The following is a 17,833-nucleotide window of genomic DNA, read 5'->3' on the forward strand; positions in this document are numbered from 1 at the left end:
GAACACCTGCTTTTTTTCAACTGCCTTACGGGGCCCCCCTTCTTTAGGATAAATCAATCTTTGATAACCTATCAGAGTCAATGAAATAATTTCATTGAGAACAATTGATTCATTCTAAATCCAACTTCATGGTAAAAAACAATGTACTCGCTTTTTGCGTGTGCCTGTTTTCGTTTGTTGCTGTAGCCCAGTCTTCTAATCCAATGGAAGTTTTACAGCAAATCGAACAGAACAATGCCACACTAAAAGCTTTTTCTTCCTTTTTAGAAAGTAAAAAGCTATCGCAAAAAGCATCAAACAATCTTCCTGATCCACAGGCGGGGGTATATTACCTTCCTTTTGGCAATCACGCCTCGGGGGATTACACCGAGTTTCAGGTAACCCAGTCATTCGAATTTCCATCGGTATACAGTGTCCGTGGCGACCTCATTGAGATGCAAGAGGCACAGAATACTATGGAATACCAGCTGAAACGGCAGGAAGTATTACTTCCGGCTTTCAAACTATTAAACGAATTGATTTTCTTGGCCAAAAAAGAGAAAATAGAGCAACTCAGAGTCTTGCAGTCCAAGAAGATATTTGATCAGACCAATGAGCTGTTTGAGCTGGAACAAGCCGGTATCCTGGAACTCAACAAAGCCAAAATTGCCTGGATCCAAGAGCAGTTTAAGCTGGATATTTTGGAGTCAGACCGCAAAAAAATAATGATCCGTCTCAAAAATATGAATGGCGGAATTGAGTTGGACTTTGCTCCAAATGATTATATCGGATCATTGGCTATTAATGACCCGGAAACTCTGTGGCAGGAAAAAATGCAGGTTGATCCTGAATTTAAAATCCTCCTGGAACAAGAAAAAGTGGCTCAGCAGCAGATCAGGCTTTCCAAAAACAAGTCGCTTCCCAATCTAACAGCAGGGTATAATTACCAGGGTGTTTCGGGGTCTATCTATTCGGGTGTTTATGGCGGAGTTTCTATTCCCTTATGGAGCACCCGGAATACAGTAAAAGCCGCAGAGGCAAACTATGATTACCAAAAATCTTTTACCCAGGTTAAAACAGATCTGTTGCGCACAGAATTCTTGGGTGAATATGAGGTATATCAAGTGCTGCTGAAAAAATACCAGGAATACCAGTCCACCCTTGAATCTTTGGGCAGCGAAGAATTATTGCTTCAGGCCTTTGAATTGGGAGAACTTTCCTTTATGCAGTACTACATCGAATTGCAATTCTATCAAAATGCTTTGGATTCCATGCTGGTAATGGAAAACCAGTTGGTTCAATCCAAAGCCGAATTATTAAAACATCAATTATAACATTCAAACTTAACAATTATGAAAATTTCAACTATTCTATTCGCATTCCTATTCGTCGTTTCTGTTTCATGTGGCAACAAAAAAAACGTGGATGATCATGGCCACGAGCATACTACAGAAGAAGCCCACGGTCATCCGCATGAAGCAGAAGATGCAGATCATCATCAGGAAGAATTCAAGGTAGAGAAAGATACTACGGAGCATACCCATGATGACGGGACTACCCATTCTGACCATTAATATCTTCAAAGGATATTGATTATGCGATATGTAATACTAATGGTTACACTCATCCTTGCTTCCTGTCAGGCAAAGGAAGCGGAGGATCATGCACATGATGCACATGGTGCGCATCTAGTGGAAGGAGCAGAAATCCCATCTGTAGATGCCACGGTATGGACCGATAAAACGGAATTGTTCGTGGAATATCCTGCTTTGGTGGTAGGTGCTACCAGTCGATTTGCCGCTCACTTTACTATAATGGAAAGGCATCGGCCAGTCCGCGAGGGATCATTGACGGTCAGCCTGATCAAGGGTGAAAATGGAATCAGAAATACCGTTGATTCCCCGGATTCCCCGGGAATCTTTAAACCCTCTTTACAACCCAAAGAAGCGGGGCTATATCAACTGGTATTTGAACTCAAGACTTCTACAATTACAGATAAAATAGTGATTGAAGGAGTGACAGTTTACGCTTCGATGGAAGATGCTGCAAGTGACCTGAGCATGGCAGAAGGAGATGATGGTTCTATTACCTTTCTTAAAGAACAGGCTTGGAAAATAGATTTTCAGACTGCTAAAGTTGTAGAAAAAGAAATCTACCAAACCATCCCTACTTCAGGAAGGTGGAAAGTTTCTCCTTCGGATTACCAGACCCTTATTGCGCCAAACTCGGGGAAAGTGAATTTCAACAGCGGCAATCTCAACGAAGGGATGAAAGTACAAAAAGGTCAGGTACTCATGTCTGTAAGCAGTGCAGGATTGACCTCCAATAACCTTTCGGCAGAGATTCAAAAAGCGAAGGCGGCCTATGATCAGGCAAGCCTTGAATATGGGCGTAAGAAGCAGCTGTTTGAATCCAGGATTGTACCCAAGTCAGAATTCGAGCAGGTGGAGCAGAAGTATCTGGTTGCCAAGTCAACGTATGAAACTCTTAATGCCGGCTATACCTCTGATGGAAAGCAGATCCTGACACCATTTGAAGGCTATGTGAAATCAATAGCCGTGGATAATGGATCGTTTGTTTCGGAAGGTGCGAGTCTGGTGACAATTACAAGCCATAAAACCAGTCTTCTGGAAGTCCAGGTCAGCCCATCCTATGCGGTTCAGCTTCAGGATATCCACGATATCCACTATCAAAATAGATCTGATCATTGGTCTGGTCTGAAAGCCACGGCAGGTAAAGTATTATCTGTAGGGAAAGAGGTGGAAAGTGATCAGCCTCTGCTTTCAGTATTTGCTGAAATCAACGATGTGGTGGAAATGCCTGAAGGTAGTTTTACCGAGGTTCAGATAGCTTTTGGCCAGCCTAAAAAAACAGCTGTTGTTCCTGAGTCTGCACTGCTGGAAGACTACGGCATTTACTCTGTGATCGTGGAGCTTTCCGGAGAGAGTTTTGACAGGAGACCTGTTAGCATAGGCAGAAGAAATGGGCAAGAAGTAGAGATTTTAGAAGGAGTGCAGGTAGGTGAAGTGGTAGTTACACGTGGTGCTTACCAGGTGAAAATGGCTTCCATGTCAGGACAGGCACCGGCGCACGGCCATGAACATTAATGGATCGGGGCTATGCTAAATAAAATATTATCCATTTCACTTCACAATAGATTGTTGGTGCTTCTTGGGGCTGTAGTACTTAGTATCACAGGCTTGTATCTGGCACGGACGATGAATGTGGATGTGTTTCCGGATCTGACCGCACCTACTGTAACGATCCTGACAGAAGCCCATGGGATGGAATCAGAAGAAGTGGAAAAGCTGGTCACCTATCAGCTTGAAACAGCAATGAACGGTTCTCCCAATGTCAGAAGAATCCGTTCTTCATCGGCAGCGGGAATATCTATTGTATGGGTGGAATTTGACTGGGGTACCGATATCTATCGTGCCCGGCAGATTGTGGGTGAGCGGATCCCTATGGTTCAGGAAAACTTGCCTGAGGGAGTAAGTACCCCAACAATGGCTCCTATCTCATCTATTATGGGTGAAATCATGCTGTTGGGCGTTACCTCGGACAGCCTTTCTCCCATGGAATTACGTACCCTTGCAGACTGGACGGTCCGTCCACGTATCAAATCCATTGGCGGGGTTGCAAATGTGGTGGTGATAGGCGGTGATTTCAAACAATACCAGGTTTTCGCCAATCCTGAAAAGCTGAAATACTACGATGTCACGCTGGGAGAATTATTAGAAAAAGTAAGAGAGTCCAATAGGAATGCTCCGGGAGGCGTATTGAATGAGTTTGGAAATCAATACATCATCAAGGGAAGTGGCAGGGCATATGCTGTGGAAGACTTGGAAGAGGCGGTATTGAAACAGGTGAATGGGCAATCCATTAAAATAAAAGATGTAGCGACCGTGCAGATCGGGGCAGCAGACAAAATCGGAGACGGTTCATTGAATGCATCTTCGGCGGTAATTCTCACTGTTTCCAAGCAACCTGATGTAAACACCCTGGAACTTACTGAAAGTCTTGATGAGGCAATTGCAGATTTGCAGCATACCCTGCCGGCAGGTGTAGAAATCAAGAGCGAGATTTTCAGGCAGTCTAATTTCATTGATGCTTCCATTTCAAACCTGAACCGGACCTTACTAGAGGGAGCATTTTTCGTGGTGCTTGTGCTGTTTATCTTCCTGATGAACTGGCGTACTACGGTAATCTCATTAGTTGCCATCCCAATTTCCCTGCTTGTATCTGTGATTGTACTCAAGCTTTTAGGCTATACAATCAATACCATGAGCCTTGGAGGTATGGCCATTGCCATTGGTGCTTTGGTGGATGATGCAATTATCGATGTGGAGAATGTTTTCAAAAGATTAAGGGAAAACGTACGTAAGCCTGTTGGAGAGCGCCAGTCAGTGCTTCAGGTCGTTCAGGATGCATCGGTCGAAATTAGGAGCTCGATCATTATTGCCACACTGATTATCATCGTTTCATTTATTCCACTTTTCTTCTTAAGTGGTATGGAAGGACGGCTGTTGCAGCCATTGGGAATTGCATTTATCACCTCAGTCCTCACTTCATTGATCGTAGCTGTGACGGTGACTCCTGTACTTTGTTCCTATTTGTTGAAAAATAATAAGGTACTTGAAAAGCAAGCTGAAGGAACCAAAGTAGAACGTTGGCTGCAAAAGCACTATTCGGCAGTTCTGAGGAGAGCATTGGGGATCCCCAAACTAATCATCGGTATGACCGGTGCTGCATTCCTAGTAAGTCTGCTCCTTTTCTCGCAGCTCGGACGAAGCTTTCTTCCTGAATTCAACGAAGGTTCTTTGGTGATCAGCGTCGTGGGTGTTCCCGGAATGTCTTTGGAGGAAAGTAACAAAACAGGCCTGTTGGTAGAACAGCTTCTCTTAGACATGCCTGAGGTAAGTATCGTTACCAGAAGAACCGGACGGGCAGAGTTGGATGAACATGCGCAGGGAGTAAATGCCGCAGAAATAGACGTTCCTTTTGTGCTTTCTGATAAATCCAAAGAAGAGTTTTTCGAAGAAGTCCGTACCAGACTGAGCTTAGTTCCGGGCGCCAGCATTACTCTTGGTCAACCCATCGCACACAGAATCGACCATATGCTTTCCGGGACGCGTGCCAATATTGCGGTCAAAGTCTTTGGTACTGACCTGCAGCGCTTGTTTGAACTAGGCAAGAAAATCGAAACAAGTATCGAGTCAATTGATGGAATTGCAGATGTGGCAGTAGACCAGCAGGTAGAAGTCCCACAACTGAGGATTATTCCGAATCGGCAACTACTGGCTGCTAACGGAATGACAGTGTCTGACCTGATGGAACAGGTTGACATTGCCTTTGCAGGTGAAAAAGCAGGTGAAATCTATGAAGGACAACAGTATTTTGATCTGGTGGTAAGATTCAGACCCGAATCCAGAAGCACGAGGGCAAGTATAGAAAAAGCACTGATTTCACTTCCTGACGGAGGTCAGATACCGCTTGATCAGCTTGCAAGAGTAAACTCTGTAAGCAGTCCAAATTCCATAAGTAGGGAGAATGTGCAGCGTAAAATTGTGATTGCAGCAAATGTTCAGGGCAGGGATCTCCGAAGTGTTGTCAACGATATCCAACAAATCATCGGAGATCAGATTCAGCTTCCCGAAGGATACCGTGTGGAATATGACGGACAGTTTGAGAGTGAGGCCAAAGCCTCACAACTACTGTTGATCACAGCTGGTATGGCTATTATTGTCATTTTCCTTTTGCTGTATTACGAGTTTCAGGATGTCAACCTTTCCCTGGTTGTGTTACTTAACTTACCTCTAGCGCTGATCGGGGGGATCTTGCTTGTATATTTTACATCCGGTGTTATCAGTATCGCAGCTACAATTGGGTTTATCAGCCTGTTCGGTATTGCAACCAGAAACGGTATCCTGCTCGTATCGCGGTATGAAGACTTAAGAAAAGAAGGCAAAGTCGGAGCCGAACTCCTGCTTGGAGGTGCTATGGACCGGCTCAATCCAATTCTGATGACAGCGTTTACTACAGGGTTGGCATTGATCCCTTTAGCACTAAAAGGTGGTGAGGCCGGAAATGAGATTCAGAGTCCAATGGCGGTTGTGATTTTGGGGGGATTGCTGAGCGCAACCTTGCTAAATCTGATCGTAATACCCTGTGTATATGAACTGGTAACGAAGCGGAAGTAATACCTTCTCAACATTTATAAATGAAGCAAGCGTCCGGAAATTCCGGACGGTTGCTTCTTCAATAATTACCTATAAGGGTGCATATGGGCAAAGAGATGGTCTCAACCAAACTGTATAAGATTATCCCTCCCTATTGCCGGTTCCCGGATTATACATGCCATTTTTAGTGCACCTGATTACCGGGATTTCCCAATACCGGATGCCTGCTTGTCAATTAAGATCATTCCCTTCTTTGTGTATGGTCAAGTGCAGCCCTGAGCCCTTTTGCAAGTTTTTCCACCGGACCTGTACCCCAATAGTGCAAGAAGAATATCCGTGGTTCCTCATGAACCATGTGGTTGTGGACAGCAACTACTTCAATGCCGTTTTCTACCAACGTTTTGATGACAGGGGCTACTTCATCGGCAAGCATCGTGAAATCCCCTGCCACAGCTGCTTTTTCAGGAGTTCCCTGCCAGCTTGCCCACGTATTGAAGCCCATAAAAGTGCTGACAGGCGCGCCATGCTCTTTCAGAGCTACGTCTGGTCTGCCAATCGTCACCTTATAGACACCTCTGCCCATTTCTCCGCTTTGTCCCAGGGTCTTGGCAATCATAGCTGTATCTAAAGTATTGGTCACTTCTGCCTTAGGCCCATCTGCCGGATTTCCTCCACGTACCTCTTTTACTTTATCAAACACGGCTTTCACTTTGGCAGCCAGATTGGCTTCATCGCCCATCCCGCCGATGTGCATGTACATCACATTGGGGTTGTTCCTTACAAAGTGGTTGTGGATGGCTGTAATTGTAAGCCCCTGGCTGATCACTTCCTGCTGCACAGGCCACAAGTCATCCTCTGTAACCACTATATCGCCCATCAACATTACCCCTCCTTTCCCGGGAGCGAAGGCCGCCCAGCTTCCCAATCCCATAGGCGGGATGATCTGAAAACCATCGACTGTGATCTTCAGATCATTTTGGGCTACCACTACTTTATATTCCCCGTTATTTTCCGTTCCCTGCATGCCGATGGTGCTTTCAATAGCGGAGATATCCAGTGGATCAAGTTTTACTTCCTGATGCGATGGTGACGCAGGTTCTGTTTTGTGTTCCGCCTCATTTTTGGCACTAGGTTTACACGCAATGACTGAAAGTGTCATTGCCATTGCCAAACCAATAGTGTTTACGCTGAGTTTTTGCATGATTTTCATAATTTTTATGTTTAACATTAGCTAATCGAATTTCTTAATTTCAAAATCATCAAAATAAGTCACTGCATCCGCTTTTGTCCAAAAGCCCACTTTACCGGCTTCTGTAAAAGTGTTGTCCTGCACAGTAAACAGTTCTTTGTTATTGAGGAAAACCGAAAACAGATCGTCTTTTACCACTAATTTCAAGGTATTCCAGCCATTGCCCAACGGTTCCACATCCACTCCATAGGTTTTGCCCTTACCAACTAAGGGCAGATCGGTGCGCTTGCCGTTTTCCACCTTGTACAATACCACATTATCTTCCAGCGGATTGGCACGTACCACATAATAGTTGTCCTTATCGGAAAACCGCCATACAAAGCCGCCTCCCTGGTCGTGATTACCGGTAACGCCTTTCAGCCGGACAGAGAGTACCATGTCTTGGGCTGTAATGTTATTATTTACAGTAACATTAAAATGGTTGTTAGGATTATCGCTGTACAACTGTGCCATTACCTTGTTTCCAATATCTTCCACAATTTTCCATTCTGTACTGCCTGAGCCGGCATAATATTCCGACCAGTCCTCCGGGAGTTGACCGGCAGCATAATTCTCAAAATCGAATGTGATTGTTTCTTCCGGTTTGACGGAATCGGGAAATTGTGCCCGTTGATTGAACTTCTGGATTTCTTCACTCATCTGTCCTGATTTTGAGTTCGTACATGCAACCGTTATCAAAACGGATGCGATTATGGGTATTAAGTATTTTACCGCTCTTGTCATAATTCCTCCTTTTTAGGTTTTTATAAATGATTTTACAAATTCTGATGCTGAATGGCTTATTTCTTCTTTTGATCCGGCTGCTTCTACTTTTCCTGCATTCATGATAATTATCCTATCCCCTGTGTTTATGGCTTCACGGTAGTCGTGGGTTACATAAAGCATTGTGAATTTTTGCCGTTGGTGGATCCCTGACAGATGATTCAGAATATTCTCTTTTAAGTGCGTATCAATATTGGCCAGTGGTTCATCCATCAGAAGTATTTCAGGCTGCATGGCCAGGGAGCGTGCAATGGCCACCATTTGCTTCTGCCCGCCGGAAAGTTGATGCGGGTATTTGCGGGTTTTATCACTTATCCCGAATAAGTCCAGCCATTCAGCTACTTTCCCTTTCACATTCTTTTCTTTGTTTTCCTTTAATCCGAAGGCAATGTTATCATACACCGTAAAATGCGGCCAAAGGGCCAGATCCTGGAAAACGAAACCAATTTTGCGTTGGTGGGGCGGAATAAGAGTAGTCCCATTTTCACTTACCACCGTCCCGTTTATTTTTACCACACCTTTTGATGGCTTTTCCAATCCTGCCACAAGGCGCAGTACCGTAGTTTTACCACAGCCGGAAGGCCCCAGCAGACAAGTTATTTTTTCCTGCTCAAAAGAAAATGAGAAATCCTGCAAGACTTCTTTATCCTCATAGCTGTGCGTAATATGTTCGAGGGCGATCTTATACATACTGAAATTTTTTAACCATCCATTTCCCAAAAACAAAGAGCAAAAGGAGGAGAAATACTGTTACCCACAGGTTGATCAGTGTCATGCTGCTGGTAAGGGCCTGGGGCGCATTGGCGCTAATAGCAAAGGTTTTTACCTGCATCAGCTCCATACCGGGAGGATAAACCATCATCGTGGCCCCCAATTCTCCCAGGCATAAGATGAAGGACAAGACGAATGCGGTAAACAAGGACGGTATGAGCAAAGGCAGGCTGATCTTTAGAAATGTTTTCTTTGAAGAAATCCCCATTACGGACGCTGCTTCTTCAAAGGATACGGGAATTTGTTTGATACCATTGCCTATTATCCTGGATGCGATAAAGCCAAACTTTCCCAGGTACGCTATCAACAGGATGAGCGAAGTGCCATAGATGAAGTTCAGGGCAGGAAGGTTATAATACCGTATCAATGCTATTCCCAGCACGGTGGAAGGAACAATGAAAGTCAGCAAAAGCAACAAATCAGGTAGTTTGTGGTTCCTGCGTTCTTTTCCGTAAGCCGTCCATAACCCGGTGATGGTGGTGATACAGGCTCCTGCAAAGGCAAGTTTGACAGATTGAAAAGCAGCGGGGCGTATAAGCTCCCATGCCTGGGCAAAAAACAAGGTCCTCCCGGTTAAAGATTGTACAGTTAACATAAGTACAGGCAATAGCAAGGCAGAAATCAGCAAAACCCAGAAGAAGCCATGCACTATTATTTTGCGTTTTCCGGCATGATATTTTTTAGAAACACTTCCTTTTACCGATACGGAAAAGAAAGGTGCATCCGACAGATAACGGGCTTCTGACAGCATGAGCAGCAGACAGATAAGCAGCAGTATAACCGATTGCCCGATTGCCAGCGGGAAGTTATAAAGGGCGGAAAACTGTGTGAATATCTCGGTGGTAAAGGTACGTACACCAAAAAAGGCGGGAACGGAAAAATCGCTCATGCTGAATATCAGGATAAGCAAAAAAGAGATGGTCAGCGCAGGGCGAATGAGGGGGAATACGATCTTCACCATCATTTTCCTAAATGGGACGGTCATTAATCCGGCTTCCTCATATCCGGCATGAATTTGGGATAAAGCGCTTCCAATGATGAGCATCGCCAATGGAAAAAAGACAAAGGTCTGTACCAGGATCACCCCTGCTTCCGAATAGATAGCGGCTGTATTTCCCAATAGCCAAAAAAAACCGTCTTTCCAGGCCACTGCAAAAATGTAGGGAGAAATAAGCAGTGGCAATAGCAATGTCAACCTGTAAAATCCGCTGAATGGAAACTGGAACTTGTAAAGCAAAAAGGCACATATCGTTCCGGTAAAGGTTGCCAGCAACGCTACTATGGCAGACATCAGCAGACTTTTCCCGATAAGCAGCAGATTTTCCCGGTTGATAATGGAATACAGAACCGTGTCCTCTCCCGTTGTCCACCATTGCAGGAGCAGCATCAGCACCGGTAATCCCAGTACCAGGAACAGGAGAAGAAAAGGAACGGCCCCTTTGATATTTTTGACTATTGCAGTGTCCATTCTTTTAACCAAGATTGTATGGCTTCCAGTTTATCAGAAGTCTCTTTGAAATCAACTTTCATCGGATTGATGTTATCCAATGAGGGAACATTCTCCGGCACTTCCGTTCCTTTGATCAGCGGCATCTGCGCACAGGATTTGGCCAGTTTCGTTTCTGTTTCCCGTGTCAACAGGTAGTCCATTAACTTTTTCCCGTTTTCACTGTTTGGAGAACCTTTGATAAGACTAAGTGCATTGGGCATGATGAGCGTCCCGATGCCGTTTTCCTGTTGATCCAGAAAAATGTAATCCACGGCATCGCTTTCTTTTTTGGCCTCGAAAGCATCGTCGGTATCGGTAAGCCCAAAAGCCAGTTCCCCGTTCATCACCTGTTTTTTGACGTCCCCGTTGCTTGCAGTTACCACCACTCCATTTGCTTTGATATCGTTCATCCACTGTTTGGCTTGAGCATCGCCATGTGCAACAAACAGTGCTGCCATGTGAAAAGTAGTAGTGCCAAATAGCGGGTTGGCAATGGCAAATCCCCCTTTATAAGAAGGATTGGTGAAGTCAAAAACAGATTGGGGCAGGGAATCGGAAGCAATCAGATTTTTGTTATAGATCAACACCCTTGCCCTGGCCGAAAAACCAATCCAATGGTTATTTTTTTCTTTGAAGTGATCAGGGATAAGCCGGGTTTGCTCCGATTGATATGGTTCCGTAATATCCCTGGATTGCAACACGCTGTTGCGCACCGGATCGCCACTCCAGAACACATCACACTGTGGGTTGTCCTTTTCGGCTATCAGCCGGTTCATTACACCGGTAGACTTGGTCTCTTCGGTATCATACACCGCTTTTACTTTAATCCCGGTCTCTTTTTCAAAATCTTTCAGCACAGGTTCCGAAAATACCTGGTCAACGGTGCAGTAAACAGTTACTTCATCAGGTGAAGGGTTACATGCGGTAAGCAATAGCATGAATAGTACAATTATGGCAAGCAGGTGTTTCATGTCTTTTATTGTTAAATTACAAATCTCCATATCAGTTTGCCTAAAATGGTTGTTCTTTCCAGTTCCCAGTTATTCCCTGAAGTGTCGTAGGCCTGGTTGACTATGAAAAAGAAATCAGCCCCGATAATGGGAATCCATTGCAGGCGAAAATTGAGGATGGCTTCTTCATCTTCGCTGTTCCATTGGGAGAACAGGGAACCAAACAAATTCGGGTTGACTGCATATTCCATCCGGCTTCCGATCAGGTCGGTATCAAAACTTCCTTCCGGTAAGTCAATCCAGTTTTTCTCATAGTTAGCGCCAATTTTAAAATAGCGGCTTGTCCTCCATGAAAGTTCATAGGTGCTTTCTGTGCTTTTACCCAGAAAAAAATCTCCCCAGTTGATGCGGGTATAAACCGACCAGGTGCGTCCACTGAATGTAGCGGCTTGTATTTCCATCCGGTTGTACCAGTAATCGCCTTCAGGTATGGTAACTCCTTCTTTGATCTGAAAAGGTTCTCGCAAGCCTTCTGCCTTCCTTTGCAGGTTAAACTCAAAAAATTCCCCGCTGCGTGTCTCAAAGCCCAAAGGCCGTATCTCATAGGAAAAAGATTGTAATTCTCCGGTATCATCAAAGATAAAGTAATTCATATCAAACCCCTTAAAGCTGAACTGCCGAATCCATTTCAGAAAGTTTTTAGGCCGGGGTTTCCATTCTAGTTCAGCATAAAACTCCTGGAAATTGTCCCTGCGCAGGAATCCTACTTCCGGGTTGAAAGAGGGTGCGCTTCGTTGCCAGGACATGTCAAATTCCACTTTGTCGTTGGGATAGCTCAGATATATGCGATGCGCATTGGCTTTACGGTCAAAATCCCTGGAATCAATATTTTGGGTAAAAGCAGCCCCAATGTTCAGGTTTTTGTCTCCGAATAGTCTGGATATACTGTATAACCCGTAAGCACCTGTTGTGCTGTGCAGTCGGCCATTTTCGTATTTGTTGGCTGATAGCACGCCCACTGATGACTGTTCCAGGACATCCTGACGCCAACTCAATACGGAATAGTTGGCAGACGGAATGCTGTTACGGCTTGCTGTCTGCATAGACAATGCTCCCAGGGTAGATTTTTTTATCTTCCCCAAAACCCTCGCTCCGGCAATTATCGGAACGGTGGAGCGGTCTTCCGCCAGCCCTATTCTGCGGCTGTAAAAGGGGATGATTTTATCACCCATTCCCATATCGAAAAAGTCCTGCCCCTCCAGGAAAAACTCCCTGCGCTCCAGAAAGAACAGGGGAAAGCGCGTCAAGTTGATCTGCTGGCGGTCGGCCTCTACCTGGGCAAAATCGGTGTTAAAGGTCAGATTCATACGGAGGGTAGGTGTAATGAGGTAGTTGATGTCCCCGCCGGCATTCAGTTGGTTTTCGGTTTTACCGGGGACAAGTTCACTCCCGCCAATGGCATAGGGCTTTATCTCGATAAAATCCTTGCTGACGATGCTGTCCAGACCAGCCAGCGTGCCTGCCCTGTTCAGCAGTTCCAGTTCGGAATCCCTTGACCAGCCTTGCCAGAGCACTTGTTCACGCTTTCTGCGGATATTCCGCTCGAAGTTGATCCCCCATATGTGCCTATTAGTATCTGTGGGGAATTTTAGAGTGGAAAAAGGGATGGCTATTTCTGCAAACCAGCCTTCGTCAGTAATAGTGGTTTTGGCATCCCAAACCCCATTCCAGAACTCATTTTCGGATTCCCCGTTATTGATTACCTGCACGTCGGCCCTGGCACCATTGGGGTTGATTACAAAAAGAAATCCGTTACGGTCGTCATTATAGGTATCAATGATCACTTCGAAGTTGTCTTCCAGATCAAAATCAAAGTCCCGCTTCATCTCACGGGCCACCAGTTTTTGGGGCTCCCTGTCATATCCCCAAAAACCGATATAAAGAGTTTTAGCTGTATAGATAACGGCAACTTCTGTTCTTTCGGTGGCTGGTTCACCGATATTGAGTTCCCTTTGGGTAAAATTGCTGATCGGCATTGCCTGTTGCCAGACGGGTTCATTAAGCTGACCGTCCAGACGGATGGGTTCATTTGAGAATAATGCGTAAATCGTATCCGGTCTACTGGTCTGGGCCATGCAGGTAGCATTGCAAATGGCCCAAACTAGAAACGTGATAAGGAAACGGCTCATACCATACCCGAGTTAGTTGATGGACATTCCCTCAATCATTTCCTCATTGGGCTGCAAGAGGATGTGATCCCCGGCACCAAGTGCGCCAAACACCTCTATCGTGCTTTCGCTTTTCATGCCTGTTTTTACTTCTACCCATTTCAGCTTACCATCCACTATCTTTCCCACAGCTTTTCTGCGCAGGGTGGTCAATACCGCGCTGTGAGGTACCCATATACTTTCATCGGTACGCTGAACGTTCAACTGTACTTCGGCAAAAAGCCCGGCATTTAGCTCTCCTTTTTGATTGTTCACAATAAATTCCCACATCTCCGTGCGGGTGCCCGGATCGATGCTCCTGGCCCTCCTATAATAATCTGCTTTGAACCATCTCCCAGGGAAAGATTCTACATTAAACGTAGCAGAATCCTTTGCAAGGGAACTTCCGGTCAGTGCTTCCGGCACCGGTACTTTTAACCGTAATCTTTGATTGTTTTCGATCACCAGTAAAGATGCTTCCTTGTTTCCTCCCACAAGGTTTCCCGGGTCGGTAGTCCTTTGGGTGATCACTCCGTTGAAAGGTGCCCGGATAGTAAGATAATCCAGCAACTGCTGTTTTGCCCTTGCTGTATGTTCTGCCGCCACCAGCCGGGTGCTGTCTGCCATGGCTTTGTTCATTGCCCTGATAAGATCCGATTCTGAAACCGCCCCGGGCTTACCGGAGGCTTTCATCAGCCGCTCAAAGACATCTTTACTGCCCATGTAATCGGCACGGGCAGAAGCTGCCTCGCTTTGAGCCTCAGCGTAAGCAGCATCGATTTCCGGTGCCTGTATTTTCACCAGGACTGTTCCATTTGCTACTTGATCACCAATATCTACCAGCACCTCGCGTACGTACCCCTGCACTCTGGCATTAAGGTGCGCTTTCTCAAAAGCATGCAGCTCTGCGGGAAGAGTTAGGGCATATGGAGCATTTTCGTAACCCAGCGTTATGGTCTCCGCTTTTTGAGTAGGCCTCTCTTTACTTTCCGTACTCCTATTTTCAGCAGTGTTCGAACAGGCTGAGATAATGGCTACATATAAAATTGGCAGGATATATTTTTTCATGCATCTAAATTTTTACGCTTTGTCAGGTATCAAATAAATTTTTGCTATTGTCCGAAATAAGTACTTTGCTCATCATCCGGATCCAGTGATATACTTTTGTAGTGTTTATGGCCGATCAGTTGCCAGTAAATGGCAGGCAGTATAAACACAGTAGCAAATACGGAGAACAGCAATCCGCCAATCACGGCTATCCCCAGCGGAGCTGTCTGCTCGCCTCCTTCACCCAATCCAAGCGCCATGGGTGTCATACCGGCTATCATGGCAATGCTGGTCATCAGTATGGGTCTCAACCGGTCCTTTATTCCTTCCAGATGCGGGTTTTGTATCTGATCTTTCCTGTATTGCTCCACTATGGTAACAAATAATATGGCATTGGCCACTGCCACACCTATGGCCATGATACTCCCCATGAAAGATTGGATGTTCAGTGTGTTCCCACTTATCCAAATAAGAAGGAAGGAACCTACTATTACGGCCGGTACGGTAGAAAGCACTGCAAAGGAAAGCCGGAACGACTGAAAGCTGGCCGCCAGCAGCAGGAAAATCACTGCTACTGCCAGCAAGAGACCGATACTCAGTTCATTGAAGGTTTGGGTAAGGGTCTCTGCCAGTCCCCTGAATTTTACACTCATTCCAGCCGGTGGCCCTCCCAGAGCTGTTACTTCATGCCGGAGCACCTTAAGGGCACTACCCAGGTCTTTGTCATGAATGTTTCCGGTAACTGTAATGAACCGCTGCTGGTTGAGACGGTCGTATTCCCCGATCATGGTAGATGCTTCCCATTTGCTGACATCACCCACATAGACGGTTTTTCCGTTTTCCGATTTAAGCGGTACCTTTTCAATAGCATCAGGTTGATCTACCAGATATTGGGGAAACTCCACCTGCACCTGGTAGGCATTTCCCGAACTGGCATCCAGCCAGTAGTTGGGCTGAGTGAAACGACTGGAAGAGGTGGCGGCTGTTACCGAGCGGCTGATGTCTTCTATGGTAATTCCTAGCTGGCCGGCACGGACACGGTCATACTCCAGGTCAATAGAAGGGTAATTCAGTGGAATACCAAACTGAACATCCCGCATAAAAGATAACCCTTCAATTCTGTTCTTTATTTCTTCGGCAAATTTTCGCGATTCAGAAAGGTCCTTACCCTGCACGGCAATTTCCACCGACGTATTTGCCCCCTGGCTCATCACCTGATCTACCAGATCGGCAGGTTCGAAGGACAGGCGCATTTCAGGTAGGGTTTCCACCGTCCTTTTTCTGAGCTTTTCCTTGAGGTCGTCCAAGTCTTGTCCTGCTTCTTTCAGTTTGATCTTTACAACTGCTTCATGCGGACCGCTTGTCCATAAAAAAATGGTATTGACCGGATAACTGGGCGGTTGGATACCGACAAATGCGGAAGTGATCTCTACATTTTCTTTGCCGGCCACCTCATTTACGAGTTCCAGGAACTGCTTTGTTTTCTCTTCGGTGTTTTCAATACGGGTGCCATCTGGCAGCCTTAGCCGGACCTGTAACTGTCCTGAGTTGACCTTAGGAAATATTGCTGTTCCGGTAAACTGCCAGAGAGCCCCAAGCATGGCAATAATGACTACCAGATAGCTGCCAACAGTCCATGCTCTCTTATCTGTGATATTCTTTACATACCCTGTGATTCTATCACGAAACCGATGAAACTTTCCATTCTCATTTTGTGGGACATGATCTTTTAAAAACCAATTGGTAAGAATGGGCACCATCGTCTGGGAAAGCAGGAATGAGGCAATCATGGCGAAACCTACCGCCAGGGTAAGCGGCAAAAACATGGCCCGGGGCGTGCCACTCATAAAAAATGACGGAACAAATACAGCAAGGATACTGATCAGGATGAGGAGTTTGGGCAAGGCAATTTCCTTGCACGCATCCAAAATGGCCCGTGCTTTCTTCTTGCCCATTTCCTGATGTCGGTGTATGTTTTCAATCGTCACAGTCGATTCATCTACAAGAATACCTATCGCCAGTGCCAGTCCGCCCAATGTCATGATGTTGATTGTCTGTCCGGCCAGATAAAGGCACACTATTGCCGATAATATGGCAAGCGGTATGGTGAGGATCACTATAAGTGCACTGCGCCTGTCACCCAGGAACAGCAATACCATAAGGCCGGTAAACATTGCGCCCAGTACCCCTTCAAAGGACAGGGTTTTCAGCGAGTTGATCACATAGCCCGATTGATCAAATTCATAACTCACTTTGATATCATCAGGCACAGCGGCCTGCATGTCCGGAAGGTTGGCCTTGATCTGCTTTACCACATCCCAGGTGGAAGCGCTCGCCCGCTTGGTTACCGGGATATACACCGAACGGCTGCCATTGATCAGGGCATAGCCAGAGGCCACATCGGATCCGTTTTGAACCTCGGCAACATCCCGGACATAAACAGCCGGCCCGGAGCCTTTCTTCAATGGGATATTGGCCAGCTCCTGTATATCACTAACCACTGTATTCTGATTTGCGATCAAGAGCTTGTCCGCTGTCCGGATGTTTCCTGAGGGAGAAATGGTATTGCCCTTGGCAATGGCCATAACCAGTTCATCCGGACTGATGTTGTAACTGCGCAGTTTAGAGGGATCTGCCTTAATAAGAACGGTACGTTGGTTTCCACCAAAAGGAGGCGGTGCCGACACGCCTGGAATGGAGGCGAATTTGGGGCGTACTTTAAAGAGTGCAAGATCTTGTATTTCACCCAATGACCGGGTTTCACTGCTAAAAACCAGTTGGCCAACCGGTGCGCCCCCTCCGTCAAAACGGGTGATGAATGGCGGTACTGTACCGGGAGGCATAAATGCCCTGGACCGGTTGACCTGGGCCACTACTTCAGCCAGGGCCTGGGACATATCAGTCCCCTCATGAAAGGTGAGCTTCATCAAGGAAACGCCCTGGATCGTTTTGCTTTCTACTTCTTTTATACCATTGATGTACAGGAAATGATATTCGTAGTAGGAGGTCATAAAACCCTCTATTTGGTCGGGAGCCAAACCTCCGTACGTTTGGGCCACATATATAGTGGGCGTACCCAGCTTCGGGAATATATCGACCGACATGTTCCTGATGGCCAGCACAGCAAAAAATACGATCGCCAAAAGGGCCACCATGACTGTTACAGGTTTTCTTAATGCGGATATGATTAATTTGATCAT

Annotated in this window: 12 protein-coding genes; 4 read left to right on the forward strand and 8 right to left on the reverse strand. The window is 45.9% G+C overall.

Going from position 1 to position 17,833, the window contains the following annotated elements; translation table 11 throughout:
* The first annotated feature begins 128 nt into the window (after positions 1 to 128).
* From ID165_RS14780 to ID165_RS14795, 4 genes are read left to right on the forward strand one after another with little or no spacing between them, the layout of a single operon-like run.
* Complete coding sequence (locus ID165_RS14780; RefSeq protein ID WP_192085613.1) at positions 129 to 1,313, forward strand: TolC family protein; 1,185 nt, start codon at positions 129 to 131, stop codon at positions 1,311 to 1,313.
* Between the two features lie 18 nt (positions 1,314 to 1,331).
* Positions 1,332 to 1,553, forward strand: a complete 222-nt coding sequence (locus ID165_RS14785) for a hypothetical protein (RefSeq protein WP_192085615.1) — start codon at positions 1,332 to 1,334, stop codon at positions 1,551 to 1,553.
* Positions 1,554 to 1,592: 39 nt separating this feature from the next.
* Positions 1,593 to 3,086, forward strand: a complete 1,494-nt coding sequence (locus tag ID165_RS14790) for an efflux RND transporter periplasmic adaptor subunit (protein WP_225586758.1) — start codon at positions 1,593 to 1,595, stop codon at positions 3,084 to 3,086.
* 12 nt (positions 3,087 to 3,098) lie between these two features.
* A complete protein-coding gene (locus ID165_RS14795) occupies positions 3,099 to 6,179 on the forward strand; it encodes an efflux RND transporter permease subunit (RefSeq protein WP_192085619.1) in 3,081 nt (1,026 codons plus the stop codon).
* Between the two features lie 220 nt (positions 6,180 to 6,399).
* Here ID165_RS14795 and ID165_RS14800 read toward each other — a convergent pair whose 3' ends face one another.
* The 8 genes from ID165_RS14800 to ID165_RS14835 all read right to left on the reverse strand — a co-directional run bounded on the left by ID165_RS14800 (position 6,400) and on the right by ID165_RS14835 (position 17,833).
* The gene (locus ID165_RS14800) at positions 6,400 to 7,368 is read right to left on the reverse strand and encodes a DUF1259 domain-containing protein (protein WP_225586760.1); all 969 of its coding nucleotides are present in this window, start codon (positions 7,366 to 7,368) and stop codon (positions 6,400 to 6,402) included.
* A gap of 21 nt (positions 7,369 to 7,389) precedes the next feature.
* The gene (locus ID165_RS14805; RefSeq protein ID WP_192085621.1) at positions 7,390 to 8,046 is read right to left on the reverse strand and encodes a hypothetical protein; all 657 of its coding nucleotides are present in this window, start codon (positions 8,044 to 8,046) and stop codon (positions 7,390 to 7,392) included.
* A gap of 96 nt (positions 8,047 to 8,142) precedes the next feature.
* The gene (locus ID165_RS14810) at positions 8,143 to 8,859 is read right to left on the reverse strand and encodes an ABC transporter ATP-binding protein (protein ID WP_192085623.1); all 717 of its coding nucleotides are present in this window, start codon (positions 8,857 to 8,859) and stop codon (positions 8,143 to 8,145) included.
* A complete protein-coding gene (locus ID165_RS14815; RefSeq protein ID WP_192085625.1) occupies positions 8,852 to 10,408 on the reverse strand; it encodes an iron ABC transporter permease in 1,557 nt (518 codons plus the stop codon). The genes ID165_RS14810 and ID165_RS14815 overlap by 8 nt, the downstream gene beginning before the upstream one ends.
* Positions 10,393 to 11,400: an extracellular solute-binding protein gene (locus ID165_RS14820; protein WP_192085627.1), complete on the reverse strand. Its 1,008-nt coding sequence runs from the start codon at positions 11,398 to 11,400 to the stop codon at positions 10,393 to 10,395. The genes ID165_RS14815 and ID165_RS14820 overlap by 16 nt, the downstream gene beginning before the upstream one ends.
* An 11-nt stretch (positions 11,401 to 11,411) precedes the next feature.
* On the reverse strand, positions 11,412 to 13,568 hold the full coding sequence (locus ID165_RS14825; RefSeq protein ID WP_192085629.1) for a DUF5916 domain-containing protein: 2,157 nt from the start codon (positions 13,566 to 13,568) through the stop codon (positions 11,412 to 11,414).
* 12 nt (positions 13,569 to 13,580) lie between these two features.
* A complete protein-coding gene (locus tag ID165_RS14830) occupies positions 13,581 to 14,654 on the reverse strand; it encodes an efflux RND transporter periplasmic adaptor subunit (protein WP_192085631.1) in 1,074 nt (357 codons plus the stop codon).
* A 44-nt stretch (positions 14,655 to 14,698) separates the two neighbouring features.
* Positions 14,699 to 17,833 carry an efflux RND transporter permease subunit gene (locus tag ID165_RS14835; protein ID WP_192085633.1) on the reverse strand — a complete coding sequence of 1,045 codons (3,135 nt, stop codon included), beginning with the start codon at positions 17,831 to 17,833 and terminating at the stop codon, positions 14,699 to 14,701.

This window comes from Algoriphagus sp. Y33 (genome assembly GCF_014838715.1).
GTDB lineage: Bacteria > Bacteroidota > Bacteroidia > Cytophagales > Cyclobacteriaceae > Algoriphagus.

Coding starts and splice junctions, on each gene's coding strand:
- ID165_RS14835 (WP_192085633.1), bottom strand. CDS start 17,833: ATGATCAAATTAATCATATCCGCATTAAGAAAACCTGTAACAGTCATG.
- ID165_RS14790 (WP_225586758.1), top strand. CDS start 1,593: ATGGTTACACTCATCCTTGCTTCCTGTCAGGCAAAGGAAGCGGAGGAT.
- ID165_RS14815 (WP_192085625.1), bottom strand. CDS start 10,408: ATGGACACTGCAATAGTCAAAAATATCAAAGGGGCCGTTCCTTTTCTT.
- ID165_RS14780 (WP_192085613.1), top strand. CDS start 129: ATGGTAAAAAACAATGTACTCGCTTTTTGCGTGTGCCTGTTTTCGTTT.
- ID165_RS14795 (WP_192085619.1), top strand. CDS start 3,099: ATGCTAAATAAAATATTATCCATTTCACTTCACAATAGATTGTTGGTG.
- ID165_RS14825 (WP_192085629.1), bottom strand. CDS start 13,568: ATGAGCCGTTTCCTTATCACGTTTCTAGTTTGGGCCATTTGCAATGCT.
- ID165_RS14805 (WP_192085621.1), bottom strand. CDS start 8,046: ATGAGTGAAGAAATCCAGAAGTTCAATCAACGGGCACAATTTCCCGAT.
- ID165_RS14820 (WP_192085627.1), bottom strand. CDS start 11,400: ATGAAACACCTGCTTGCCATAATTGTACTATTCATGCTATTGCTTACC.
- ID165_RS14830 (WP_192085631.1), bottom strand. CDS start 14,654: ATGAAAAAATATATCCTGCCAATTTTATATGTAGCCATTATCTCAGCC.
- ID165_RS14810 (WP_192085623.1), bottom strand. CDS start 8,859: ATGTATAAGATCGCCCTCGAACATATTACGCACAGCTATGAGGATAAA.
- ID165_RS14800 (WP_225586760.1), bottom strand. CDS start 7,368: ATGAAAATCATGCAAAAACTCAGCGTAAACACTATTGGTTTGGCAATG.
- ID165_RS14785 (WP_192085615.1), top strand. CDS start 1,332: ATGAAAATTTCAACTATTCTATTCGCATTCCTATTCGTCGTTTCTGTT.